Origin of the sequence: Pararobbsia alpina, from assembly GCF_902859895.1 — a bacterium.
In the GTDB taxonomy this organism is placed as follows: domain Bacteria; phylum Pseudomonadota; class Gammaproteobacteria; order Burkholderiales; family Burkholderiaceae; genus Pararobbsia; species Pararobbsia alpina.
Genome location: NZ_CADIKM010000003.1, coordinates 138,396 through 163,674, shown reverse-complemented (window position 1 = coordinate 163,674; position 25,279 = coordinate 138,396). Strand labels below are relative to the sequence as shown.

The 25,279-nt window shown below is 62.2% G+C and carries 20 protein-coding genes; 10 read left to right on the top strand and 10 right to left on the bottom strand.

What is annotated here, in order from left to right; translation table 11 throughout:
• Positions 1–64: 64 nt before the first annotated feature.
• Positions 65–3,094, top strand: a complete 3,030-nt coding sequence (locus tag HV670_RS04775) for a transglycosylase domain-containing protein (protein WP_175103494.1) — start codon at positions 65–67, stop codon at positions 3,092–3,094.
• Here HV670_RS04775 and HV670_RS04770 read toward each other — a convergent pair whose 3' ends face one another.
• The 6 genes from HV670_RS04770 to HV670_RS04750 all read right to left on the bottom strand — a co-directional run bounded on the left by HV670_RS04770 (position 3,095) and on the right by HV670_RS04750 (position 8,389).
• Positions 3,095–3,454 (bottom strand): protocatechuate 3,4-dioxygenase, encoded by a 360-nt coding sequence (locus HV670_RS04770; protein WP_175103493.1) that lies wholly within the window; start codon positions 3,452–3,454, stop codon positions 3,095–3,097.
• Entirely contained in the window at positions 3,451–4,335 is an 885-nt protein-coding gene (locus tag HV670_RS04765; protein ID WP_175103492.1) for a gallate dioxygenase, read from the bottom strand. The genes HV670_RS04770 and HV670_RS04765 overlap by 4 nt, the downstream gene beginning before the upstream one ends.
• A 102-nt stretch (positions 4,336–4,437) precedes the next feature.
• The gene (locus tag HV670_RS04760; RefSeq protein WP_175103491.1) at positions 4,438–5,580 is read right to left on the bottom strand and encodes a 4-oxalomesaconate tautomerase; all 1,143 of its coding nucleotides are present in this window, start codon (positions 5,578–5,580) and stop codon (positions 4,438–4,440) included.
• A 16-nt stretch (positions 5,581–5,596) separates the two neighbouring features.
• Positions 5,597–6,292, bottom strand: coding sequence for a 4-carboxy-4-hydroxy-2-oxoadipate aldolase/oxaloacetate decarboxylase (locus HV670_RS04755; RefSeq protein WP_246257004.1), 696 nt, complete (start codon positions 6,290–6,292; stop codon positions 5,597–5,599).
• Positions 6,289–7,020 carry a PIG-L deacetylase family protein gene (locus HV670_RS30860; RefSeq protein WP_246257002.1) on the bottom strand — a complete coding sequence of 244 codons (732 nt, stop codon included), beginning with the start codon at positions 7,018–7,020 and terminating at the stop codon, positions 6,289–6,291. The genes HV670_RS04755 and HV670_RS30860 overlap by 4 nt, the downstream gene beginning before the upstream one ends.
• A gap of 28 nt (positions 7,021–7,048) precedes the next feature.
• On the bottom strand, positions 7,049–8,389 hold the full coding sequence (locus HV670_RS04750; RefSeq protein ID WP_175103489.1) for an MFS transporter: 1,341 nt from the start codon (positions 8,387–8,389) through the stop codon (positions 7,049–7,051).
• Positions 8,390–8,831: 442 nt separating this feature from the next.
• On the opposite strand from HV670_RS04750, the gene HV670_RS04745 reads away from it, so the two are divergent.
• On the top strand, positions 8,832–10,115 hold the full coding sequence (locus HV670_RS04745) for a LysR family transcriptional regulator (RefSeq protein ID WP_175103488.1): 1,284 nt from the start codon (positions 8,832–8,834) through the stop codon (positions 10,113–10,115).
• 19 nt (positions 10,116–10,134) lie between these two features.
• Here HV670_RS04745 and HV670_RS04740 read toward each other — a convergent pair whose 3' ends face one another.
• A complete protein-coding gene (locus tag HV670_RS04740) occupies positions 10,135–12,471 on the bottom strand; it encodes a glycoside hydrolase family 3 C-terminal domain-containing protein (RefSeq protein WP_217478359.1) in 2,337 nt (778 codons plus the stop codon).
• 463 nt (positions 12,472–12,934) lie between these two features.
• Here HV670_RS04740 and HV670_RS04735 point away from each other — a divergent pair, with 463 nt between their 5' ends.
• The 8 genes from HV670_RS04735 (at position 12,935) to HV670_RS04700 (ending at position 20,775) form a co-directional block, all read left to right on the top strand.
• Positions 12,935–14,143, top strand: a complete 1,209-nt coding sequence (locus HV670_RS04735) for a transporter substrate-binding domain-containing protein (RefSeq protein ID WP_175103487.1) — start codon at positions 12,935–12,937, stop codon at positions 14,141–14,143.
• Positions 14,140–14,775, top strand: a complete 636-nt coding sequence (locus tag HV670_RS04730; RefSeq protein WP_175103486.1) for an ANTAR domain-containing response regulator — start codon at positions 14,140–14,142, stop codon at positions 14,773–14,775. The genes HV670_RS04735 and HV670_RS04730 overlap by 4 nt, the downstream gene beginning before the upstream one ends.
• Positions 14,776–14,809: 34 nt before the next feature.
• Positions 14,810–15,799 (top strand): acetamidase/formamidase family protein, encoded by a 990-nt coding sequence (locus HV670_RS04725; protein WP_175103485.1) that lies wholly within the window; start codon positions 14,810–14,812, stop codon positions 15,797–15,799.
• A gap of 298 nt (positions 15,800–16,097) precedes the next feature.
• Positions 16,098–17,333, top strand: a complete 1,236-nt coding sequence (locus HV670_RS04720; RefSeq protein WP_175103484.1) for an urea ABC transporter substrate-binding protein — start codon at positions 16,098–16,100, stop codon at positions 17,331–17,333.
• 69 nt (positions 17,334–17,402) lie between these two features.
• Entirely contained in the window at positions 17,403–18,272 is an 870-nt protein-coding gene (locus HV670_RS04715) for an ABC transporter permease subunit (protein ID WP_175103483.1), read from the top strand.
• A 9-nt stretch (positions 18,273–18,281) separates the two neighbouring features.
• Positions 18,282–19,361 carry a branched-chain amino acid ABC transporter permease gene (locus HV670_RS04710; RefSeq protein ID WP_175103482.1) on the top strand — a complete coding sequence of 360 codons (1,080 nt, stop codon included), beginning with the start codon at positions 18,282–18,284 and terminating at the stop codon, positions 19,359–19,361.
• Positions 19,358–20,071 (top strand): ABC transporter ATP-binding protein, encoded by a 714-nt coding sequence (locus HV670_RS04705; protein WP_175103481.1) that lies wholly within the window; start codon positions 19,358–19,360, stop codon positions 20,069–20,071. The genes HV670_RS04710 and HV670_RS04705 overlap by 4 nt, the downstream gene beginning before the upstream one ends.
• Positions 20,068–20,775, top strand: a complete 708-nt coding sequence (locus HV670_RS04700) for an ABC transporter ATP-binding protein (RefSeq protein ID WP_175103480.1) — start codon at positions 20,068–20,070, stop codon at positions 20,773–20,775. Before HV670_RS04705 ends, HV670_RS04700 begins: the two co-directional genes overlap by 4 nt.
• A 246-nt stretch (positions 20,776–21,021) precedes the next feature.
• On the opposite strand, the gene HV670_RS04695 is transcribed toward HV670_RS04700, so the two are convergent.
• The 3 genes from HV670_RS04695 to HV670_RS04685 form a co-directional block, all read right to left on the bottom strand.
• Positions 21,022–23,256, bottom strand: a complete 2,235-nt coding sequence (locus tag HV670_RS04695; protein WP_175103479.1) for a xanthine dehydrogenase family protein molybdopterin-binding subunit — start codon at positions 23,254–23,256, stop codon at positions 21,022–21,024.
• Between the two features lie 114 nt (positions 23,257–23,370).
• Positions 23,371–24,378, bottom strand: coding sequence for an FAD binding domain-containing protein (locus tag HV670_RS04690; protein ID WP_175103478.1), 1,008 nt, complete (start codon positions 24,376–24,378; stop codon positions 23,371–23,373).
• Positions 24,379–24,392: 14 nt separating this feature from the next.
• Positions 24,393–24,998 (bottom strand): (2Fe-2S)-binding protein, encoded by a 606-nt coding sequence (locus HV670_RS04685; RefSeq protein ID WP_246257031.1) that lies wholly within the window; start codon positions 24,996–24,998, stop codon positions 24,393–24,395.
• Between the last annotated feature and the right edge of the window lie 281 nt (positions 24,999–25,279).

Genomic DNA, 25,279 nt, shown 5'->3' with positions numbered 1-25,279 from the left:
CAGGCTGCGACCTCCACTTTCAGCTCCGACTTGAAAGCCTTGCTGTTCAAGTGGAGACCCGGTCATGAATCAGCCGTTGGCTAGATTTTACCCTCGGGCTGCCACCCTCCGGTCACTCCGGCAATGGCGCTGGTGGCTGTTTGCTGTCTTTTTTCTCCTGGTGTGCGCCATTGCCGTGCGCATGGTTCAGACCGAAATCCAGACCTCGGAGCGGCAGGCGCGTTACCTGTCCGAACTCGGGCGCGATATCGCCTTTACTGTCGGCAACGGCCGGAGCGACAGCATCCGTTATCCCGCGGCCGGACCTTACGACCTGCGTTTCGGCTACGCGTCATTGCCGTCGTTTCAGAAGCGGCTGACCGCGCGCGGTTTCGTCGTCACGGCTCAGGCTCGCAACTCCGCGGCGATGGTGTCACTGGCGGACAAAGGCCTCTTTCTACCGTACGAGGAAAAAGACCGGGCCGGACTGCTCCTGCTCGACGTGCATGGCACACCGCTCTTGAGCGCGACGTATCCGGACCTGATCTACGACAACTACGAGGCGATACCGCCGGTCATCATCGACGCGCTGCTCTTCATCGAGGATCGCGATCTGCTCGACATGAACAATCCGAGCCGCAACCCCGCGATCGACTGGGGACGGCTCAGCCGCGCAATGGTCGACCAGGGCATGCGCGTGTTCGACAAGCATCAGCCGCAGCCGGGCGGCAGCACGCTCGCCACGCAGATCGAAAAGTTCCGCCACTCGCCGAACGGACGCACCGCGACGCCGTCGGAAAAGGTGCGCCAGGTCGCGTCGGCATCGGTGCGTGCCTATCTGAAGGGGCCGCAGACCCTGCCCGCGCGCAAGCAGATCATCCTGCGCTATCTCAACGCGGTGCCGCTCGCCGCGAAGCCCGGCATCGGCGAGATCAGCGGCATCGGCGACGGCATGGCCGCGTGGTACGGACGTGACTTCGAGGAATTCAATCGCATCCTGCGCGCGCCGACTTCGGCCGAGACGCTGGATGCGCAAGCGCTCACGTTCAAGCAGGCGCTCTCGCTGATGATCGCGCAGCGCGCGCCGACGCGCTTCCTGCACCCTGGCAACACGGAACTCGATCACCTGACCGACAGTTATCTGCGCCTGCTCGCCGCCAACGGCGTCATTTCGACCTCGCTGCGCGACGCCGCGCTCGCGGTACCCCTCGTTCTGAATCGCACGGTTGCCGCGCATCCAAGCGTGTCGTTCGTGACGAGAAAGGGCGTCACCGCGCTGCGTGCGAATCTGCTCGCGACGCTCGGTGTGGCGAATGTCTACGACCTCGACCGACTCGACCTTACCGTCAAGGCGACGCTCGACAACACGGTTCAGCAAGCGGTCAGCGATCATCTCGCGAGCGTCGCCACGCGCGATGGCGCGCGCAAAGCGGGTCTATACGGGTTTCATATGCTGCGCCCGCAGGACGATCCGTCGAAGATCGCGTACAGCCTCACCCTATTCGAGCGCCGCGCGGATGCCAACCTCATGCGCGTGCAGACCGACAGCGTCGACCAGCCGTTCGACATCAATCACGGCGCGCGCCTGAACCTCGGCTCGACCGCGAAGCTGCGCACGATCATCACGTACCTGCAGATCGTGGCCGCGCTGCATGAGCGTTATGGATCGATGAGCGTGGCGGAACTGCGCAGCGTGAATCCCGACCGACAGGATGGGCTCACGCGCTGGGCGCTCGATTACCTGGAGAAGGCCCCCGACCGGTCGCTGCGCACGATGCTCGATGCCGCGATCGAGCGCAAGTACTCCGCGAATCCTGGCGAGACGTTCTATACGGGCGGCGGCGCGCAGGCATTCAACAACTTCGAATCGAGTGATAACGCACGCATCCTGACCGTGCATCGAGCGTTCCAGCATTCGGTGAATCTGGTGTTCGTGCGCATGATGCGCGACATCGTGCGCTACGAGATGATCCGCGTTGTGGGGCCGACGTCGCAATGGCTCGACGATCCCGCGACGCGTCACGCCTATCTCACGCGCTTCGCGGACCAGGAAAGCCGCGTGTACATGAACCGCTTTTACAAGAGGTATCAGGGCAAGACAGCAGACGACGCGCTCGCGCTGCTGCTGCGCCACGTGCGCAAGTCGCCACCCAAGGTTGCGACCGTGTTGCGCAGCGTCGCGCCCGATGCACCGCAGGCATGGTTCGATATGCACATGCGCGCCGCGCTCAAGGGCACAAAGGACGAGTCGCTCACGGATGAAGATCTCGCGAAGCTCTATGGCAAGTACGGCATTGACAAGTTCAACCTGAACGATCGCGGCTATATCGCGAGCGTTCATCCGCTCGAGCTGTGGACCGTGAACTATCTCCGGGATCATCCGCTCGCCACGGTGAACGACTTGCAGCAGGCGAGCCGCGAAGCGCGCGCCACCGCCTACTCGTGGCTTTTCAAGACGCGTTACCATGCGACGCAGGACCGGCGCATCAAGCGCATGGTGGAGTTGCAGGCGTTCGCGGAAATCGGCAAATCCTGGCGCGAGCTCGGCTATCCGTTCGCGTCGCTGACGCCTTCGTATGCGGCGGCAATCGGCGCTTCAGGTGACCGGCCGGCCGCGCTCGCGCAACTGATCGGCACTGTTGCGAACGAGGGTCGCGCGCTGCCGACAGTGAGCTTCGACAGCCTGGTGTTCGCGAAGAACACGCCCTACGAAACCCATTTTGCCCATGCGCCAGCGCCGACGCGCCCGGTGCTCGCGCCGGAAATCGCCGATGTGGTTCATCAGCTGCTGCGCGACGTCGTGCAAGGCGGAACCGCGAGACGCTTTGCAGGCGGCATGACGTTCCCCGATGGCCGTACGCTCGACGTCTACGGCAAGACGGGGACCGGCGACCAGCGCTTCAACGTGTTCGCGCGCGGCGCGCGCCTGATCGAGTCGCGCAAAGTCAGCAGAACCGCGACCTTCGTGTTCGTGATCGGCGACCGCTTCTACGGCACGCTGACTGCCTACGTGCCGGAGCCCTACGCGGCGCGTTACGACTTCACGAGCGCGTTATCGGTGCAGATGTTGAAGTCGCTCGCTCCAGCGCTGCAGCCGTTGCTGGCTGGCCGTTGACTACGCAGAGGCCGGTACCCGCCGTGTCTTCAGAAATGCTTCGAGCGTCTCACCGCGCATCGAGGCGTAAACTTGAAGGTTGGAGATTCGCACCACGCGCGCATATTTCTCGAGAACAAAAAAGCTGACGCCGTACTGGATCAAACCGAGCCAGTCCCGTCGAGCGATCAAGTCTCGCTCCTCCGCGGTCAGCCGCATTTCAGCGAATGCGGCCTCCGGATCATTCAGCACCTGTTCTCGAAAACGCGGATCGCGATGCATCCATAGATAGCGATTGAGGCGATATGCCTTCACGCTGTGCCTGAGGTCAAACAAGTACGTCCCTTCGATAGCTTCGACGCCGGCCAGTTGCGGATTCATTGGGTCGTCTCCTCGTTCGATGCCGCCGTGTGTGCCGCCATGTCGGTCACCGGTTCGTAGACCGTCACAGCCATCGCCGTCGTGGTTGGCAAATAGTAGTTCTGGTGGATGCATTGGATGCGCTCACCGAGCGCCCCACGCATCGCGAGCCACATGATGACCTCGACGCTCTCCGCACCGCCGAGCCGGATAAAATCGGCATGACGCATCTCGGCGAGCTGCTCGGGCGCTTCGACGATCAGGCGCAGGAATTCGTGATCCCATTCAGTATTGTTGAAGCCGGTGCGCTCGCCATGAATCTGGTGAGACAAGCCGCCGGTGCCGACAATCGCTACCTTGAGATCTTCGGGATAGGACTCGACCGCACGGCGCACGGCCTGACCCAGCTTGAAACACCGGCGCGGCGTGGGCAAGGGATACTGCAGCACGTTGACCTCGATCGGCACGATCGCGCCGGGCCAGCTCGGTTCGTGCGGCCACATCAACGATAACGGTGAATTGCAGCCATGATCGAGTGCCCGCTCCTGGAACGTGGCGATGTCGAATTCATCGTTAACCAGGCAATCAGCCAAATGCGCTGCGAGGCCCGGGTGACCGGACACGTCTGGGAGCGGACGACGCCCCGCTCCCTCATCGGCCATCTCGAACTGGGCCGACACACCCAAGGCGAAGGTCGGATAGCAGTCGAAGAAAAAGCTGTTCGCGTGATCGTTGTAGAACATCACGAGCACATCCGGCGCCTTCGCCTTGAGCCAGTCTGCGACCGCCACATAGCCGTCGAACAGCGGCGACCACGCCGGATCTTTCTGCCGCTTGGCGTCGTATGCCGCGCCGATCGAGGGAACGTGCGACGTGCCGATTCCACCAATGATTGTTGCCATAGTTGTTGCGTCCCTTTGTGCAATTCAGGCGGCCGCCTCCCAGCCTTTGCTGCTCGGCCAACCGCTTGTCGAACTCGTCGCCGAGGTCGGCCCGAAACCCGATCAAACCATCCGTTGCGCCTCGCGTCGGCCGGTCCACACACTGGCCGGCACACCGACCACGCCGTCGAACAACCAGCGAGCCGTGCGCACCAGGGCGGCACTCCGGATCTCCGGCACTTCGCGCCTGCCTGCCAGTTCGAAATCAACCGTGAACTCGCCCGTAGGATGCTCGACGTCAACGCGCCTTGACTGGCCGTCGGAGACACGCGCGATACCGTCACACACCGTCCCCGGAATCACGGTAGCCGTCGCCACGCTGAGCGCACCGAACACGCCGATCGACGCATGGCAGCGATGCGGAATGAAAGTCCGGGTCGAGATCGCGCCATTGTGCCCGTCGCGACGAGGTTCTGCGATCAGACACATCTTCGGTACGGACCGCTCGGTGACGTCGCCCAGATTCATCATGGGGCCCACCTTCAGTCGAATGCCCTCGATACGCGCCTTCAGCGTTGTATCCGCATCGAGTTGCTCCCGGCTCTCATAGCCCGAGCGGTCGAGATCGGCAGCGCGCATCAGCACCAGCGGCATGCCATTGTCGATGCAGGTGAGCTCGACCCCGTCGATCAGGTCACGAACACGGCCCGTGGGCAACAAGGCCCCACACGATGAACCGGCGACATCCTGGAACGCAAGCGGAATCGCGGCAGCGGTGCCGGGCACCCCGTCGATGCGGGCGTCGCCCTCGTAAGTCACAAAACCGCCAGGCGTGGCTACGGTCGCGATCGCGACCTGCCCTGTGTTCACCATGTGGACGGAGACAGACGTATGTCCGTCGCGTGCCTTGACCAGGCCCCGTTCGATTGCGAACGGCCCCACGCCGGCCAGCATATTGCCGCAGTTCTGCCCGTAATCGACCCGCGCTTCATTGACGATGACCTGCGCAAACAAATAGTCGACTTCAGCATCGGCACGGCCCGAGGGAGACACGATGGCAACCTTGCTGGTGAGCGGATCGGCACCTCCAATGCCGTCGATCTGCCGTGTATCAGGCGAACCCATCACGGCCAGCAACACCTTGTCGCGCGTCGCCGGATCGTCGGGCAGATCGGAGGCCAGAAAGAATGCGCCCTTCGATGTACCGCCGCGCATCATCATGCAAGCGATACGTGTCTGTCTGCGAGATGAAGAAGAAATCGACATGATCCAGGATCCTCGGTCAGAGCTGGGCTTCCGAGTCGACATAGCGCAAGCCCTTGGCCACGAGCCTGTCGCGCATCGCGTAATAGTCGAGCCCAAGTTCACCACCGGCGAGGACCGCACGCGTTTTCAACTCCTTCTTCATGCGAGCTTGCGACGCCTCGGCCACTGCGGCCACGGTCTCGACCGGTACGACCACCACACCATCGTCGTCCGCGACGATGACGTCGCCGGCGCGCACCAGTTGCTGCGCGCACACCAATGGAATATTGACCGAGCCGAGCGTTTCCTTCACCGTGCCCTGCGCGGATATGGCCTTCGACCAGACCGGAAAGCCCATCTCGGTGAGCGCACGGATGTCGCGGCAACCTGCATCGATGATCAACCCGAGCACGCCGCGCGCCGCGAGCGAGGTGGCGAGCAGCTCGCCAAAATAGCCGTCCTCGCAGGGCGAGGTCGGCGCGACGACCAGCACATCTCCCGCCTGGCATTGTTCAGCGGCAACGTGCAACATCCAGTTGTCGGAAGGTGGCACCAGCACCGTCACGGCTGAACCGGCAATCGTTGCACCCGCGTAGATCGGCCGCATATACGCCGCAAGCAGACCGAGCCGGCTCTGCGCCTCATGAACCGTCGCGACACCGGCAGTCCGCAGAACCTCGATCTCGGCCGCTGGCGCACGCCGAATATTTCTGACCACCACGCCGCGCTTCACGACAGATCTCCGACGACCTGCGGCGTGACGCGCTGATACGCTTCCGCATAGTCGATCGAGCGGCGCGCCGTGATGCCGATATTGCGCTTGGCCTGCACGCCTCGTTGTTGCGCCACGCGCGTGTAGTACTCCCAGAGATGTTCCTGGCCCGCCATGCATTCGATCGCGCGGCGCTTGAGATCCCATACCTCGGTGATATCGAGGAACGTGTTGGGCAACCACTCGCACTGCTCGGTCTGATGAGGCTCGAACGCGTAGACGGGCGGCGCGCCCACGACTTTCTGGCCGGGAAGATACCCCTCTGCCTGTGCGATGATGCGCGCCTCCTGCGCGACATGCATCGCGAGGGGGTGATCGAAATTGTACGGATCCTTGAGCGAATGGCTCAGGACAAACGCAGGCTGCACTTCGCGATAGACATCGACAAGACGCATCAACAACTCGTCGGAGACACGCAGGGGGTAGTCGCCCAGATCAAAGAAGTCCACTTCCGCGCCCAGCACGTCGGCCGCGCGCAAGGCTTCCTCCTGGCGCGCGGCCTTGACTTTCTCGACGGTCATTTCGCCCTTGCGCCACAGCTTCGCGGATTCGCCACGCTCGCCATATGACAGGCACACCACTTTGACGCGATAGCCATTCTTCTTGTGGAGCGCGATGGCGCCGCCCGCACGCCAGACAAAGTCCGCGCTGTGAGCGCTGACCACCAGCATCGATAAGCCGTTTTCCATTGAACACCTGTTGATTGAAGCAAAAAGCTTAGGCCTTGACCGGGTTCTGTATGAATCGGAGCGCAACGCGATTCATGACGATCGCGATGGCGGCCAGCACCGCGGGCACAGCCAGGATTGAAAACACCGTTTCGAAGCTGAGTCCGAGTGAGAGCAAGGTGCCCCCGACCAGCGATCCAAGAATGCCGCCGAATCGACCGATCCCCAGCATCCAGCTCACGCCCGTTGCTCGTGCACGCGTCGGGTAGTAGGTCGGTGCGAGCGCGTTCAGCCCGGTTTGCGCACCGCTCATGAAGAACCCTGCGCAGGTGACGAGCACCGACAGCAAGGCTGATTTCAAGGTCCCTGCACCGAGCGCGAAGATGAACACGCCACCCAGGAGGTAAGCGACGGCAATCACCCGGTTGCGATCCAGCCGGTCCATCGCAAAGCCCACGGCAATCGCGCCGACCGTGCCACCTAGCTGGAACAAACCGGTAATCGCGGCCGCCCGCTCAATCGGAAACCCTGCATCCTTGATCAGGGTAGGCAGCCAGCCGGTCAACAAGTAGATGATCAGCAAGCCCATGAAATACGTCACCCACAGCATCAATGTGCCGAATGCGTACCCGTCGGCGAACAGCACGCGCACCGGCGCCTTGCCGCCGACATCCGGTTCAGGCGCCGTGAAGCGTGTTCCGGCGTCGAAGCGGTGGCCGCTCACGCGCCCCAGCGTCGAGGCAATGCGCGCACTGAGGGCATTGCGCACCAGCATGAAACGAGCGGACTCCGGCAGCAGCCAGAGCAGGAACGGCACGCTCGCCAACGGCACAATGCCGCCGAACATCAGCACGCCGCGCCAGCCAAAATGCGGAATGAGCCAGGCCGCGACGAAGCCGCCCGCACCCGAACCGAAGTTGAAGCCCGTGAACATGATCGTCACGAGTAGCGATCGGTTACGCGAGGGCACGTATTCAGAGAGCAGAGTCGTTGAGTTCGGCATGGCCGCGCCGAGACCCAGGCCGGTCAGGAAGCGCAGCAACAGCAGCTCCGTCGGCGTATGGGCCATCGCGCAGCCCACGCTGAAGACCCCGAAACACAGCACGGATCCGATCAGCACCGTCTTGCGGCCGATCCGGTCCGCGGTCGGCCCCGCCACGAGTGCGCCCACCGCGAGCCCGATCATGGCCGCGCTCATCACCGGGCCGAACGCCGCGCGCGCTATTTGCCAGTCGTGCATCAGCACGGGCGCGATAAAGCCCATCACGGCTGTGTCCAGCCCATCCATCGCGACGATCACAAAACACAGAACAAGTACTAGCCACTGGTACGGCGCCATCTTCCGGCTATCGATAAATGCCTTGATGTCGACGGCTTCGACGGGGTTCATGGGGTCTCCTCCTAAAGGCTCTGTAGTCTCGCGATCTGTCGAACGCGAGTTCATGTATCGATGAGAAGCACGCTTTTGCGCCGGCCCGTGCGATCTCATATGAACGGCAGTGACGGCCGGACGACCCGCAAAATGGCAAGCGGAAGATACGAATTAGATGGCGGGCGGCACAGACAGGGTTAACCCGTCCGGCACCGGGCGAACGGCAAGAATCTCACCCTGAAAATGACGCGGAGCTACTGATGCTGGGGGAGATCGGCCCGCCGGGCGGGCCACAACGCGCGCAGCGACACGCGGTAGAATCGCCACTCATCGGGCGCCGCTCATGGAAACCCGATAAACAAAACCGATGGCTTTTGAACGACGTCGCAAGCGCGGTTGGCCAGAGCGCGCATCGACTGCTCCGGCAAAGCCTGCACCGTCTCCTTGCGAATAGAAGGCCATGCCCGATACGACCTTGACGGAACCCTCGATCGCAGGCGCCTCGTCGGCGGCCCGCGAGCCCATCAACCTGGGACACTTGCGCGTATTCGTGGTGGTTGCCGAAAGCGGCAGCGTGACGCTAGCGGCCGCGACCCTGTACCGTGCGCAATCCGCAGTGACCCGCTCCATCCAGGAACTCGAGGCGGCGCTCGGCGAGCCCCTGTTCGAACGCCGCCCCTCCGGCATGCTCGTGACGCCGGTGGGACGCGTCGTCGTCGAACGAGGCAAACGCGCGCTCGCCGAACTCGAGGAACTGGCGCACTGGTGCGCTGCGCGTCAATCGCGGACCCGATCCAGTGCACCGTCCATGCTTCCCGCCTATCTGCTCAATACAAGGCGACTGCAGATTCTGGTCGCCCTGGCACGCCACCGTCATATGCCGAGCGCCGCGAAGACCCTTGGGATCAGTCAGCCCGCCGTCAGCAGCGCGATCCGTATTCTCGAAAGCGGCGCGAGCATGCAGCTTTTCCATCGCAGCGCGCGCGGGCTTCAATTGAGCCGGGAAGGCGATATGTTTGCGCTGCATGTCAGGCGTGCGCTCAACGAGCTACGCCATGTGCCCGAGGACATCGCCGCACTGCGTGGCACGGTCCGGGGCCTGGTCACGGTTGGCGCGTTGCCGCTCGGGCGTACGCTGATCCTTCCCGAAGCTACGGCACGTGTATGCCGCACCTACGCGGGCGTACGCGTGGCGACCGACGAGAGCGCCTACGAGACGCTTGTAGCGAGCCTGCGGGCGGGCGACATCGACTTCATTCTCGGTGCATTGCGGCCCACCGATCCGGCCGGAGGGCTGGTCGGCGAGCCCCTGATGGCGGAGGGCATGGTGGTGCTGACGCGGCGCGACCATCCGATCGCCGGTCTGCGGGGTTTATCGCTCAAGCAGCTCAGCGAACAGCAGTGGATCTTGCCGCGCAGCCATGCGCCGGCACGCGCCCTGCTCGATGCGCTGTTCGTGCGCAGCAAATTGAAGCCGCCGACACCTACTGTCGAGACCGCCGATCTTGCAATGATCCGCGGCCTCCTTTTACGGACCGATATGGTGGCAGCCCTATCCCAACAGCAACTGCACTACGAACGTGAAACGGGGCAACTTGCGATGCTCGATATCGCCATGCCGGGGACCCAGCGCGACATCGGCCTGACGATGCGCGCCGGCAGCGTTCCGTCACCCGCGGCTCGCAAGCTGCTCGACGCGATCCGCGAAGTCGTGCGTGATCAAACCGGGCGAGGCGACGGGTAAGCAAAAGCGCGGCGTCGCGTCAGTGCTCGTCACCCGCAGCACGCAACATCTCCTCGAGCCGGGCCTCGGAAAACTGGCCGTGCGAGAACGCGGGCACCTTGTTGACCGGTATTTCGTCAATGAATGCGAACGCCGACATGCGTGCTTTGCGAATCGCCATGACCTCTTCCTGGGTCAGGCCGCCGCTCTCGGCTTGGTTGGTCGAGTCGAGCAAGGCACCGAAACCCAGCGCATGCACCAGTTCTTCATAGAAGGCAGTGCCATCCGCCACGCCCTTGAAGTCGCGAACCAATGAGCGGCGTGTCAAATGCTTGCTGACGAGGGACTTTGCGGCGACGTCAATGGATGTCTTCAGCGGTAGCTCACGCGACGAACCTCCTGCTCGAATGTCGAAGGTGCCTGGGGTGACGGCCCAGCCTCTCGTGTCCGCATCGTAGTGAGCGAAATCGCGTCGGTTCAGTGAGAAACGAACCGTCTTTTCTTCGCCCGCTTCGAGGGCCGCCTTGTCGAACGCACGCAGTTCGACAAGCGGCCGCGGCAAAGCCGGCGCGCGTTCGTGGACATAGAGCTGGACAACTTCCTGACCTGGGACGGACCCCGTGTTCTTCACCGTGACTTCGATCGTCACCGACCCGTCGTGATCGACGTCGAATACAGCTGCGCTGCTACGAATGCCGGTATAGGCGAACTCCGTATAGCTCAGTCCGAACCCGAACGGGAAAAGCGGCTCGAGGCGCTTCGCATCGTAGTAACGGTAGCCGACGAACACGCCCTCGCCATAGTGCGCGTGACCCGAGTGCCCCGGAAAGTTGGGGAACGTCGGTGTTTGTTCGAGCGTGGCGGGAAACGTCTCGGCAAGCTTACCCGACGGATTCGCGCGCCCCGTCAAGATATCCGCGATCGCGCCGCCGCCCGCCTGTCCGCCGAGCCATGCCTCGACAATACCCTTCACCCTGGGTGCCCAGGGCATCTCGATCGCCGAGCCATTGAGCAGCACGACAACGACATTCGGCTGCTTCTGTGCCACCGCTTCGATGAGCCGCACATGACCCGGCGGCATCGCAATCGAGCGACGGTCGAAACCCTCCGACTCGTAGCTGTCAGGCAGCCCCGCAAAGACGACCGCGATATCGGCCGACGCCGCGGCGTTCACGGCATCGTTGACCAGTGCATCGGTCGTGTCGCCCTCGGTGTCGTAGCCGCGCGCGAGAACCAGGTTCCCTGCACCGAGCAGCGCGGCAAGTTCGTCTGCCGCATTGCTCGTGCGCGTCGGATTGACCATCGAGCTCCCGGCGCCCTGGTATCGCGGTGAACTCGCAAATGCGCCGATCATGGCGATTTTCTTGCCGGAGCCAAGCGGCAGGATCTTGTCGTCGTTCTTGAGCAGCACGATGGCTTCGGCGCCCGCTCGGCGCGCGAGTGCATGGTGCGCATCCTCATCGAAACTTGCATCCGTCTTGTGGGCCGCCACCGCACGCAGGACCAGAGCGACGACTTCGGTCGCAGCCTGGGCAAGCGAGGCCTTCGATAGACGGCCTTCCTGCACGGCCGAAACGATCTTCTTACGGTTGAAGTCGCCCGTGCCCGGCATCTCGAGATCATTGCCGGCTTCAACCGCCGCCAGACGATCGTTGATGCCGCCCCAGTCAGAAACGACAAGGCCTTCGAAGCCCCAGTCGCGTCGGAGAATGTCGGTCAGCAACGCGTGGTTCTCGGATGCGTATGTGCCGTTGACAAGGTTGTACGAACTCATCACCGTCCACGGTTGCGACTCGGACACGGCGATCTCGAACGCGCTCAAGTAGATTTCATGGAGCGTGCGGGCATCGAGGTCCGAACTCGTTGCCATGCGTTCGCTTTCCTGACTATTGACCGCGAAGTGCTTGAGCGACGTGCCCACACCCTCGCTCTGGACGCCGTCGATATAGGCCGCCGCCAAGCGGCCGGACAGCAAGGGATCTTCGGAAAAATATTCAAAGTTGCGCCCGCCGAGCGGCGAGCGCTTGATGTTGATGCCCGGCCCCAACAAGACCTGGACATCGACCGCCTGCGCTTCGCGGCCCAGCGCCGCGCCGATTTCACGTAGAAGCTTCGTATTCCACGTCGCAGAGAGCGCCGACGCCGTTGGGAAACAAGTTGCCGGCACGCTGCCTCCGGCCCCCCAGCTATCGTTGCGGCGAATCCTGCGCAAACCGTGTGGCCCGTCAGACAGGGTAATCGCTGGCAGGCCGAGGCGCTCGATCCCGTGCGTGGCCCACCAGCCGTCGCCGGAAAGCAATGTCGCCTGCTCCTCGATGGTCATCTGGGCGACCAGTTCCGCCGCCCGGCGTTTGTCGTTCGCTCGCGCGATATCCATGTCTGTCTCCTGATTGTTGGAAATAGTGCGCACTATCGTCGAGAAGCGTTCCAGGCCTCACGATCGTAGGCGAGTTGGTCTATGCCATTTCGTCGAGGGGGCAGTCACCCCTGCTCGATGAAACAAGACGTATATTTGCACATTAACCCTAGTGGGCCGGCCTTCCATCGTATTCAGAAGCCGACGATGGTGAGTTTCCGGTCATGTCGTCGCGCACCGCCTTGTTGCGACCGGGCCGTAGAATTGACTTTTTTTTTCGTGTTGACGGATACCATCACGCCCCGTACATTTTGAACCTCGCAAGTTGGATTGCTGAAAATGTCCGCGAGGCACTTCGGCAGGATTCCGCACTAGCAAACATTGTCCGTCACATCTAGTCCGACGGACAGGCGACTAAGCCCATTTGACCAACTCTGGTCGAGTGGGCTTTTTGTTTTTGCCTCACCACGTATGGACAGCAAACATGTCAGCACCCCGAAAAGCTCGTCTGGAGATTCCGCTCGGTCTGCTGTGCTCGACAACCGGTACCTATGGATCGGTGGGGCAATCCATGCTCAACGCCGCAATGCTGGCCATCGAGCAAGTGGCGGCGGACGCGCGCTATGACTTTGCCTTCACTCCCGTTGCGGCCGACCCCGGCGGCGAGCTGGCACGCTACTTTTCCCTGAGCCAGCAGTTGCTGACGAACGGCGTTTCGCATGTGATCGGCTGCTATACGTCGTCGAGCCGCAAGGAGGTCGCGCCGCTGTTCGAACGGGCCGACGCGTTGCTGTGGTATCCGTCGCATTACGAAGGCTTCGAATGCAGCGAAAACATTATCTACGTGGGCGCATCGCCGAACCAGCACATCGTTCCGCTTGCGGGCTACATGCTGTCGACGCGCGGAAAGCGGATCTACATGGTGGGCTCCAACTATGTTTGGGCCTGGGAAAGCAACCGCGTGATGCGCGATATCGTCGAAAGCAACGGCGGATCCGTGCTGGCGGAACGGTATCTGCCGCTGGGTGTGCGAGACGTGCACTGGATCGTCGACGAGATTCAGACACTCAAGCCCGACTTCATCTTTTCCTCGCTGATCGGCGCATCCACGCTGGCGTTGCTGACCGAGTACGCAGCGTCCTCCGGCATGGGCGACCGGGTCGATGCCGACTATGCGCCGCTGACGAGTTGCAACCTGTCCGAAGTCGATCTGCAAATGGTCGAGCCCGAAGCACGCGTGGGACACATCTGTTCGGCTGTTTATTTTCAAAGCACCGATAGCCCCGCAAACCATGCCTTTGTCGGCGCGTATCGGGCACGCTTCGGAGGGCAAAGCGTAACCTGCGCCGACGCCGAAGCTTCCTATGTAGCGGTGCACTTGCTAGCCGAGGCCATCCTCGAGTGTGGATCGGCCGATGTGGAGCGCGTGCGCCAATGCGTTGTGAAATGCTCAATCGACGCACCGCAAGGGACCGTGCGTGTCGATGTTGAAAATCAACATGGCTTCCTGACGCCGCGCCTTGGGCGCTCTACTGCCAACGGACACTTCGATGTATTATTTGCGAGCCCGGAGCCGGTCAAGCCGGATCCCTACCTGGTCTGGTTCGACGCAAGGCGCGATGTGCGCGGATGGTCGGCGACAGAGGGCCGCTGGGCGTCTCCACGACGCCAGCCACTGAGGGTCGTGCAATGAGAGCCTCCAGTATTCCCGTCTTCAGAGGTCGACGTGCGCTGCTGCTGCACAAGCCCGACCGTGACCGGCAGGTCCTCGAGTCGCAATTGACGAGGCTTGGAATGCTGGTCGAGTGCCGAACGGCCGCCGATCCATCCCATTGGCCGCTCATCGACCTGTGCCTCTTTGAGGCGGACGCGAACAAGCGTCATATATTCCCCTGGGCCTCTGGGGAGCCGGACATTCCGTTGATCGCAGTGATTGGATCCGAGACACCGGAACGCATCCAATGGAGTCTTGCGCAGGGCGTGTCGGCATTCCTGGTCAAGCCTGTGCGTTCGAATGGCACCTACTTGGTGTTGATGCAGGCCGAGCACAATTTCATGCGCAACAGCCGTGTGCTTGCCGAGATCAACGAATTGCGCGAGCGGGTGAAGTCACGCCGAATCGTTTTCAAGGCCTTGCTCAAACTCATGAAACTGTGGGCAATCGACGAAGACCAGGCGTTCGACCGGCTCCGTAGTGTCAGCATGCAGCGAAGCGTTTCCGTAGAGGAACTGTGCGTCTCCATTCTATGCGGCGAAGTTCCGATCGGTCCCGATCCGGTCGCCGAATTGCGGAATCGCGCCGCCCGAAACAGCAACAACTCCTGAAAATCCTCTCAACCCTAGGATCGATACCAACGCGATGAACTGGCTAAACGAATCCATCATGCACACGCGCGGGGTCGCGCGTGGAGCGATCGGCACCACTCACGAATTGTCGGAGGATCGACAAGGTCAATTTCACTATACGGTCGGCCCTTATTCGTCCCCTGTCCTCAACGTGGTTCCCGGCGACCGGATCATCGTGGATACGCGGGATGCGTTCGAGGGCAAGTTGCGCACGGAAAAGGACCTCCCGACCCAGCACCTGCGCGTTCCGTTCCTGAATCCGCAAAATGGCCCGATCATCATCGAAGGCGCCGAGAAAGGCGATGTGGTTGCGGTGTATATCGAATCGATGCTTCCGCGAGGCGACAACCCGCGCGGGACCTGCTGCATGATCCCCGGATTCGGTGGATTGACGGGCACCGACTATACCGCACTCCTTAACGATCCCTTGCCCGAGATCACCCGAAAGATCGATCTCGACGAGGACGGCGTGTACTGGAGCAAGCGCGTGAGGCTCCCGTACAGGCCTCATATCGGAACCCTCAGTGTCTCGCCCGAAATTGATTCGATCAATTCGCTCACGCCTGACAATCACGGCGGCAACATGGACGTTCCGGACATGGGGCCGGGCAGTATCACGTACCTGCCTGTGCGATCGCCGGGCGCGCGGCTGTTCATTGGGGACGCCCACGCTTGCCAGGGTGACGGCGAAGTCTGCGGCGTTGCTGTCGAGTACGCGAGTCGGACGACGATTCACGTCGACCTGATCAAGAACTGGAAGATCGACTGGCCGAGGCTCGAGACCGAGATGCTATTGATGTCGATCGGCAGCGCCCGCCCGCTCGAGGATGCAACCCGTATTGCGTATCGCGAACTGGTGCTATGGATGGAGGCCGAATATGGCTTTGACAAGTGGGATGCATACATGATGCTGAGTCAGTGCGGAAGGGTGCGACTCGGCAATTTCGTCGATCCGAAGTACTCGGTTGGCGCGGCAATCGAGAAGCACTACTTGAAGCCTTGACTAGTCAATTGCGCGAATTTTGAAATTCGTTGACATGCTTTGGCGTGCGACCCTAGACTGCTTTTGATCACAGCGTTTTTGAATCAAGCCGGGGTGCCTCCTCATCGGCTCTGATTGAACCATACATGGCCGGATAGCCGCATGTATCCGGTACGGCAAATAAGCCCTTCGAGCCTTTCTGGCTTGAGGGGCTTTTGCGTTTTGCGGATTTAAATGCCTTGCCATTGAATTTCCCGGCTTGTGGGCCGGTCCCGAAGCTGTTCAAGTTCAGTCCGATAAAACTTCATAGGAGAATTAAATGCTGCCCGATACGTCACGCTGGCTGCGTTTAGCCGTCACTGCCGGACTCACGTTTTCGTCCGTTGCCGCGCTCGCAGCCGATCCGATCAAGCTCGGCTTGCTGGAAGATGCATCCGGTAACTTCGCGCTCGCGACAATTCCGAAGATCCATGCTACCGAACTGGCCGTCGACGAAATCAATGCAAAGGGCGGCATCATGGGTCGACCGATCAAGCTGATCGCCTACGACACCCAGTCCGACAACACCAAGTTCCAGGAGCTTTCCCGCCGTCTGATCCAGACCGACAAGGCCGACGTCATCTTTGGTGGATTCTCGAGCGCGTCGCGTGAAGCGATTCGGCCGATCATGGACCGCGCGCATCAGCTCTACTGGTACAACAACCAGTACGAAGGCGGCGTCTGCGATTCCAATGTGTTCGTCACCGGTGCGGTACCGGAGCAGCAGTTTTCCACGTTGATCCCGTGGATGATGCAAAAGTACGGCAAGAAGGTCTACACGATCGCGGCCGACTACAACTTTGGGCAGATTTCGGCCGAGTGGGTTCGCAACATCGTCAAGGAAAACGGCGGGACGATGGTCGGTGAAGAGTTCATTCCCCTGAGCGTGTCGCAGTTCGGCCAGACCATCCAGAACATACAGAAGGCCAAGCCGGACTTCGTCATGACGTTGCTGGTCGGCGCAAACCAGGCGTCGTACTACGAGCAGCAGGCATCGGCGCATCTGAATCTGCCGATGGGAAGTTCGGTCAACGTGGGTCAGGCGTACGAGCACAAGCGCTTCAAGGCGCCAGCGCTCAAAGACATGTTCGTCACGGCCAACTACGTGGAAGAGGTGGATTCACCGGCGAGCAATGACTTCAAGAAGCGCTTCCATGCAAAGTTCCCGAACGAGCCGTATATCAACCAGGAAGCGGCCAATGCCTACGATGCGGTCTATCTCTACAAGGCGGCAGTGGAGAAAGCCAAGTCCACTGACCAGGTTGCGGTACGCAAGGCACTCGAAGGCGGCGGGATCTGTACCGATGGTCCCTCGGGCAAGGTCTGCATGGACCCGAAGAGTCACCACATGACCCACACCATCTACCTGGTGCATGTGAAGGAAGACCACTCGGTCGAGATTCCGAAGGTGTGGGACAACGTGCAGCCTTACTGGCTCGACCAGGTGGGTTGCAATCTCCCGGTCAAGCCCGACCATCGCCAGTACACGCCCTCGAGCCTGCCCAGCAAGTCTTGATGGTGGTTTCGACGTGATCGCGCCGCGGACCCGCACGCGATCACGCTTCTGATTCGACGAGAACTTTCGATGACAGCCTTGTCCGTGCTCTATTCGGTCATTTACCAGTTCGGCGACAACTTCGCCTACCTTGTCCTCGCGGCGCTCGGTCTGGCCGTGATCTTCGGCATGATGGGTGTGATCAACCTGGCTCATGGCGAATTCATCATGTGCGGCGCGTACGTGACGATCATCTGCGCGAAACGCGGCATACCGCTGCCGATCGCCATGCTGCTCGGCGCTCTCGCTGCCGCTTGCGCCGGCGTCGTCATCGAGCGGCTGGTGATCCGCCACCTGTACAACCGCCTGTTCGATTCCGTCGTGGCCACCTGGGCCATCAGTCTGATCGTGCAGCAGACCATGCTGCTCGTCGCAGGCCCGTCGATGGAAGGCATCAGTACGCCGTTCGGTTCCTTCGCGTTCGGCGAGTATTCGTTTTCGACTTACCGCGCCGTGCTGCCGGTCGTCGCCCTTGGCGTTCTCGGCGCGCTGTATTGGCTATTCTTCAAGAGCAACTACGGCGTGTGCGCAAGGGCCACGATCCAGAATGCGAACATGGCGCAATGCCTCGGGTTGCGCACCGATCACCTGTACACGCTGACCTTTGCGTTGGGCGCGGGACTTGCCGGCCTGACGGGCGCACTGTACGCGCCAACCATGACCGCCGTGCCGACGATGGGCACGAACTTCATCGTCCAGGCCTTCGTCTCGGTGGTCGTCGGTGGGGCGAACGTCATCGTGGGAACGACGCCCGCTGCAGCCATTCTCGCTGTGATCCAGACCGCGCTGACCGCATCGTATGGGCAGTTGTTCGGGCAAATCGGCCTGCTCTTGACGGTCATCGTGGTGATTCGCCTGATGCCGCAAGGTCTCGGCAATCTCTTCAATCGCACCCGCTAGGAGCGTTCGATGATTCAACCGGCTTCCGGTGCGGTTTCTTCTACGCCGCGCCAACTCGCGCTTCCAAGACTCCTTCGACTCGCGCCCTGGGTGCTGGCATTCTGCCTGCCGCTCGTCGTCGACGCCAACGCCAGCGGCAATTTCGCCTATTGCCTGGTTTGGGCCTTCTCCGCGGTCGGCCTGGCTGCGATGTGGGGCCAGGGCGGTATCCTGTCTTTCGGACAAACGGCGTTCTTCGGACTGTCTGGCTACACTTACGGCATCGTCACGCTCAATCTGGGCGATGGCTGGATTTCGTCGTGGAGCGGCCTGATCATCGGACTCCTCGTGAGCGCGGGCGTCGCGGTCCTGCTCGGGTACATGATCTTCTACGGCAAGATCAAAGGCGTGTTCATCGGTATCGTGACGCTCTCGGTGACGCTCGTCCTGGAAACCTTCATGGCGCAGACGGCGGGGCCGCAATGGGTTGTCGGCGAGGCACGGCTCAACGGCTACAACGGCATGACGGGTATGCCGCCCTTGACCTTGCCGTGGTTCGGTGGCCCGGTCACGCTCGAAAACATCCGCTTCTATTACCTCGTGCTTGTGCTGCTGGCGCTCGTCTACGCATTGATGCGCCGGCTGCTCGATTCACCGTTCGGCCTCGCCCTGGTCGCGATCCGCGAAAATCCGCAGCGCGCCGAAATGCTGGGGATCGACATCCGCCGCCATCAGCTTCTGATCTTCGTGCTGGGTTGCACACTCGGCGGCCTGTCAGGCGCGCTCTACACGATCTGGGGCTCATACATCACGCCGTCGGCAATGGGTCTGACGTCCGCGGCCATGCCCGTGATCTGGGTGGCGACGGCGGGACGGAAGAGTATCGGCGCGGCGATCATCGGCACGGCCGTGCTGGTGTGGTTGTCACAGTGGCTGGCGGTCTACGGCAGCCAGTACGCTCTGATCCTGATGGGTGCCGTGCTGCTGTTCGTGGTGCTGGCCGCCCCTGAGGGGCTGCTGCCAAGCGCATCGAATTGGGCGCGCTGGGTGTTCACACGACGGCCGCCCAAATCCCGTTCTTTCGAGACACAGAAGAGGAGCGAATCGTGAGTACGACACTGCTCGAGACTCGTGGACTGACCAAGCGCTTCGGCGGAGCGCAGGTCATCAACGGCATCGACTTCGAGGTGAGCGAGGGCGAATTGCGTTGTGTCATCGGACCGAACGGCGCCGGAAAAAGCACCTTCTTCAAGCTGATCACCGGGGAACATCGACCGACGCATGGCAGCATCGCGTTCCTTGGCCGTGACCTGACGCATGTGCAGCCACATGAACGAATCCGCATGGGCATGAGCATCAAGTTCCAGATCCCCGGCGTGTTCCCGGAACTGACCGTGCGCCAGCATCTGCAACTCGGCTTGCATCGCGCGAAGGACGACAGTGTGGCAACGCTCGATCGCCTGCTCGAACAGTTCATGCTGCAGAAGGAAGAGCATATGCCGGCCGGCAAGCTGTCGCACGGCAAGAAGCAGTGGCTCGAGATCGCGATGGCGGTGTCGCTCAAGCCAGTCTTGCTTTTCCTCGATGAGCCGGTTGCGGGTATGTCCGTCGAAGAGACTCACGCGACCGGCGAGCTGATCATGCGCTTGCGTGAAGACGGCCTCACGATCATGGCGGTTGAACATGACATGACCTTTGTCAAGCAGGTCGCTTCACGCGTCACCGTGCTGCACGGCGGGCGTTTGTTCGCCGACGGCCCGCTCGAGGAGATCCTCGCGCGTGACGACGTGGCCGAAATCTATCTTGGGAAAAGGAAATGACGGCCTTGTTAGAGGTGTCCGGCGTCGAAGGCGGCTATAACGGCGGAAAGGTGCTTGATGGCGTCTCCATGACGGTGGAGCGGGGAGAGATCGTCGCGTTGATCGGTCGCAATGGCGTGGGCAAAACTACGCTGATGCGCGCGTTGATCGGTCTGGTGCCGCTGAGTGCGGGCAGTATCCTGGTCGATGGGGTTGAACTGGGCCGCGAGCGCCCCTATGCGCGAGCGAAGCAAGGTGTCGGATATGTCCCGCAGGGCCGCGAGGTATTCCCCGCGTTGACGGTGCGTGAAAACCTGCAGGTTGGAGCACAGGCGAACCGATCGCGGACCAGCGACATGCTCGACAAGGTGGTCGGCTATTTCCCGGTGCTGCGCACGAAGTTCCAGCAAAAGGCTGGCACGATGAGCGGCGGAGAACAGCAGCAACTGGCCATTGCACGCGCGCTGATCGGCGCGCCCAAGATCCTTTTGCTTGATGAGCCATCCGAGGGGATCCAGCCATCGATCGTGGATCTGATCGGCGAGACCCTGCTCAAGATTGCAGCCGAGACGGGTATCGGCGTGCTGCTGGTCGAACAGAACATGGGGATGGTGGAAAGCGTCGCGAGCCGCTGCTGCGTCATGGACAAAGGCCGGATCGTCGATACCTTGAACCGGACGCAGCTCGCCGATGAAGATCTGATTCGCTCGGTTCTTGCGCTGTAGCTCGAGGCACGGGGTCGCGAGCAAGCTCGCCTTGCAGTGGTCGGTCGCCCAACGAATCGAATGTTGTGGTTCCGGCGCCGTCCGCAAGCCGGTGTGTCCGCCACGTGTGTTATTAAGGGGTTACAAGCGTTCGCTTGTAACCCCTTATTCATTTCAGCGCCCCTTGCAGGCGCCGCAATGTCCCATCATCGCGCCTGCCTGAAGCTGGAGCTCGCAGGAGAAGGCGCGATCAATCACTACCCAGGCTCAAACCCGCGAAGCCATCAGGTCTTCGATCCCAATGGGCAAATCGCGCACTCGCACTCCGGTCGCGTGGTAGACGGCGTTCGTGATCGCCGGTGCAACGCCCGCGAGTCCGATCTCGCCGATACCGCGCGCACCGAGCGAATTCAGCGCGAAGTCCGGGTAGTCCAGGAAGGTCACATCGATCTTCGGCGCATCGGCATGCGTGGTCATCACATAGTCCGCGAGGTTCCGATTGACCGGTGCGCCGGAACGCGCGTCGTAGTGCGTCTGCTCGAACAGGGCCATGCCCACGCCCATCACGATCGCGCCCTGGATCTGGTTCAGCCCCGTACGTGCATTGATGACCTTGCCGCCGTCAATCACGCTGAGCACGCGTGCAACCCGCAGCCTTGCAATCTCGGGCTGCCACGTCACCTCGACGAAGTGCGCGCAGTAGGAATGAATCGAAACCTGCGACGCGTCGGCATCGTCCTGGCTCGCGCCCGAGCGCCCTTTTCCCATGACCGCGTTGACCTGCGCTCCCTGGAGGATCCGCCCGAACGGGATGCCCGCTCCGGGTGACGTGCCTTTGCGGTAGACCATGCCCCGCTCGAGCGCGAGCGCATCCGCGGCCTGTCCTGCGAACGGGGAGTGTTCGGCCTGTGCGGCCGTCAGCAATAGCTGCTGGATGGCAGCGCGCGTCGCATCGTTCACGGCGGGCACCAGCGACGCGGTCAGCATCGAACCGCCCGACATCGGGCCCGGCGGCAATACGGTGTCGCCGAGGACCACATTGATGCGATCGAGCGGAATGCCTGTCAGCTCGGCGACCATCTGGCCGACCACCGTATAGGTGCCGGTCCCGATGTCCTGCGTGGCGCAGGCGACGCGCGCCGTGCCGTCGCCGCGCAGTTCGACCGAGACCTCAGTGGACAACCTTCTGGCCGCCCACGAACCCACGGCCATACCCCAGCCGACGATATGACCGTCGCGCCGCATCGAGCCGACACCGGGCATGCGCTTTTTCCAGTCGAATTGCTCGGCGCCACGGACCATGCATTCCTGCATATGGCGCGAGGAAAACGGGACATTCCGGCTTTCGTCGATCTTCGGTTCGTTGCGAAGACGGAACTCGAGCGGATCGATATTGAGCTTGATGGCGAACTCGTCGACCGCGGACTCAACCGCGAACAGACCGGGTACAGCGCCCGGGCCGCGCATCGAGGTGCTCGGCGCGATGTCGCGGCGCGCATAGGCGGCACTGACGCGCAGATTGGGGGTGCTGTAGAGATAGCCAGTCGCCTCGCCACAGTTCTCCTTGCGGTTCTCGACCCGTGCGTTCTTGTAGATGTAGTCCTGCTGGAGCGACGACAGGTGGCCATCCGCGCTGGCCGACAGGCGTATGCGCTGCTGCGTGTTGGTACGATGGCCGACGTTGTGGAACATCATCTCGCGACTCACGACGAGCTTGACCGGCCGCTTAAGCTGGCGAGCGGCAGCCGCAGCCAGCAGTGAATGCGACCATGGGAACAGCTTGCCGCCGAAACCCGAACCCAGGAACTTCATGATCACGCGGACGTTGTCTTCCGAGACGCCGAGCATCATTGCCATGACCTTGCGCTGGTTGACGATCGACTGCGAGGTCTCGTAGAACGTGTAGTTCGTCCCGTCGAACAGTGCGACGGTCGCATGCAATTCGATCGGGTTGTGCGTTTCGACCGGTGTCGTATACGTCTGGTCGAACCGGAGCGACTCGGCGGTGGCCGCGAAAGCCGCCTCGGCATCGCCGCGCTGGGTGTCGATGGAGGGGGTGCTCTCGGCGGTCATCCGTACGCGAATGTCGGGCTGCCGGGCCTCATAGGCGACATCGACGACGCGCGCGGCGGCGGTGGCCTGCTCGAATGTGTCCGCAACGACCACGGCCACATATTGGCCGTAGTACCGAATGAGATCGTCCTCGAACGGCGGCCGCTTCTCGTCGATTTTCGCGTCGGTTGCGAAGCCCACGCTATAGAACTTGCCGCCGTTCTCGCGCGTCAACACCGAACGCACGCCGGGCATTTTGAGCGCCACGGCCGTGTCGAGACGCTTGATGCGTCCGGTGCCGATCGTCGCGCAGACCGGGACTGCGTACAGCATGCCCGGGAGGTTCACATCCGAGGTATAGGTCGCGGTGCCGCTGACCTTGAACGGGCCGTCGGTTCGCGAAAAATCGCCGCCGATCCATGGCTGTGCTTCTTTTGTGGTTGCCTGCATATCCTTCTCCACATGTTTCGCTGCAATGCATTCGTTGCGCCGCGCGCCGCCCTTCCGAGCCACCGGACGGCGCGTGACTTTGGGCCGGTATCAGCCCGGGTTACACACCGGGTTTCAGGCCGCTTGCGTGGCGAGCGTCAGGGTGTGCTGCAGGCAGCGCTTCGCGAGCTCGATCTTGAAACCGTTCTCGCTCTGCGCGCGCGCGCCCTGGAGGGCGGCTTCCGCTGCGGCACGAAATACTTCGGGCGCAGGCGCCTGTCCTTGCAAGGCCGCTTCGGCTTCGCGCGAACGCCACGGCTTGACGCCGACGCCGCCCATCGCAATCCGCACGAAGGAGATCTTGCCCGACGAGACGGTGACGACCACCGCGGCCGATGCGAGTGCGAACTCGTACGACGCGCGATCGCGCAGTTTCAGATAGACCGAGCGGTTGCCGGGCTGAGGGGCAGGCAGGCTCACATGCGTGATCAATTCACCGGGCTCGACGACGTTCTCGTGCTGGGGTGTCGTACCCGGCAGCAGGAAGAACTCGTCGATCGGCACGCTGCGCTGTCCTCGCGGGCCCTCGAGATGGACGGTTGCCTCGAGTGCGGTAAGCGCGACGTTCATGTCGGACGGATTCGTCGCGATGCATTGGTCACTCGTGCCGAGCACGGCGAGGTTGCGATTGAACCCGGCGATTGCCGAACATCCGGAGCCCGGCTGGCGCTTGTTGCAGGCGGTCGCGGTGTCCCGGAAGTAGACGCAGCGGGTGCGCTGCATCAGATTGCCGCCGGTGGTCGCCATATTGCGCAGCTGAGCCGAAGCGCCGGACAACAGCGCCTGCGACAACACCGGGTAGTGTGAATGGATCAGCGGATGGTTGGCGAGATCGGAATTGCGCAACGTTGCGCCGATCCTCACGCCACCACCTTCGATGGTCTCGACGCGGTCGAGCCCGAGACGATGAATGTCGATTACGCGGGCCGGACGTTCGACATCGAGCTTCATCAAGTCGAGCAGGGTCGTACCGCCGGCGAGGAATCGAACCGGTGTGCTGCCCTGCCCTTCGGCTGGCGTGTTGGCAGCGGCGCTGAGCGCGTGCTGCAGATCGTCGGCGCGCAGGAGTTCGAAAGCTTGCATTCGTATCGTCTCCTTCAGCCGTTGCGGCGGACTTGTTGAATCGCCGCAACGATGTTGGAGTAGGCGCCGCATCGACAGATGTTGCCGCTCATGGCCTCTTTGACATCGTCGTCGGAATGCCCGGACGGTTCCTTGAGCAGGGCCACCGCCGACATGATCTGGCCCGAGGTGCAGTAACCGCACTGAAAGCCGTCGTGCTCGACGAAGGCTGCCTGCATCGGATGCAAGGCGCCCGGCCGGCCGATACCCTCGATGGTCGTGATTGCTTCGCCTTCATGGGTCGCAGCGAGGCTCAGGCAGGAATTGACGCGCCGCCCGTCGACATGGACCGTGCACGCACCGCATTGCCCGTGGTCGCAGCCCTTCTTGGTGCCGGTCAGATGCAGATGTTCACGCAGGCAGTCGAGCAGCGACGTGCGCGGGTCGATATCGAGTTCGCGGGTCTGGCCATTGACATCGAGCCGCACGCGCATGAGTCCGGTATTCGCCGCGCTCGCGTCCGGTGACGCATCGTTCTCGCGCGCGACGGCCGGCGCGGCCATGGCGAGTGGGCTGAACGGGGTCGTGCCGGCAGCCGCGCCAGCGGCACCAACGCGCACTAGAAACGACCGGCGCGTGATTCGTCCAGTGGGGGTGGCTTCCTCGACTTCCCCGGCTTGCGGTGTCTCAGGTGGTTTGCTCAAAATCGGATTCTCCAATGCAACGCGGCAGGTCCGCGCCCAACCGGGCGCGACGCGCGTTATTCAGTCGTCGGGCAAGCTGTCACAACCGACAGGATTTGCCCATTCGCCACTCATGCCAGATGCGTGGCGTTTTAAGCGGGTCCGAACCCGGCGTAAACCTTGGGCCAGGATCGGCACAAACGCTAATATCCCCTGACTTATCGCTCAGTGCAAATATT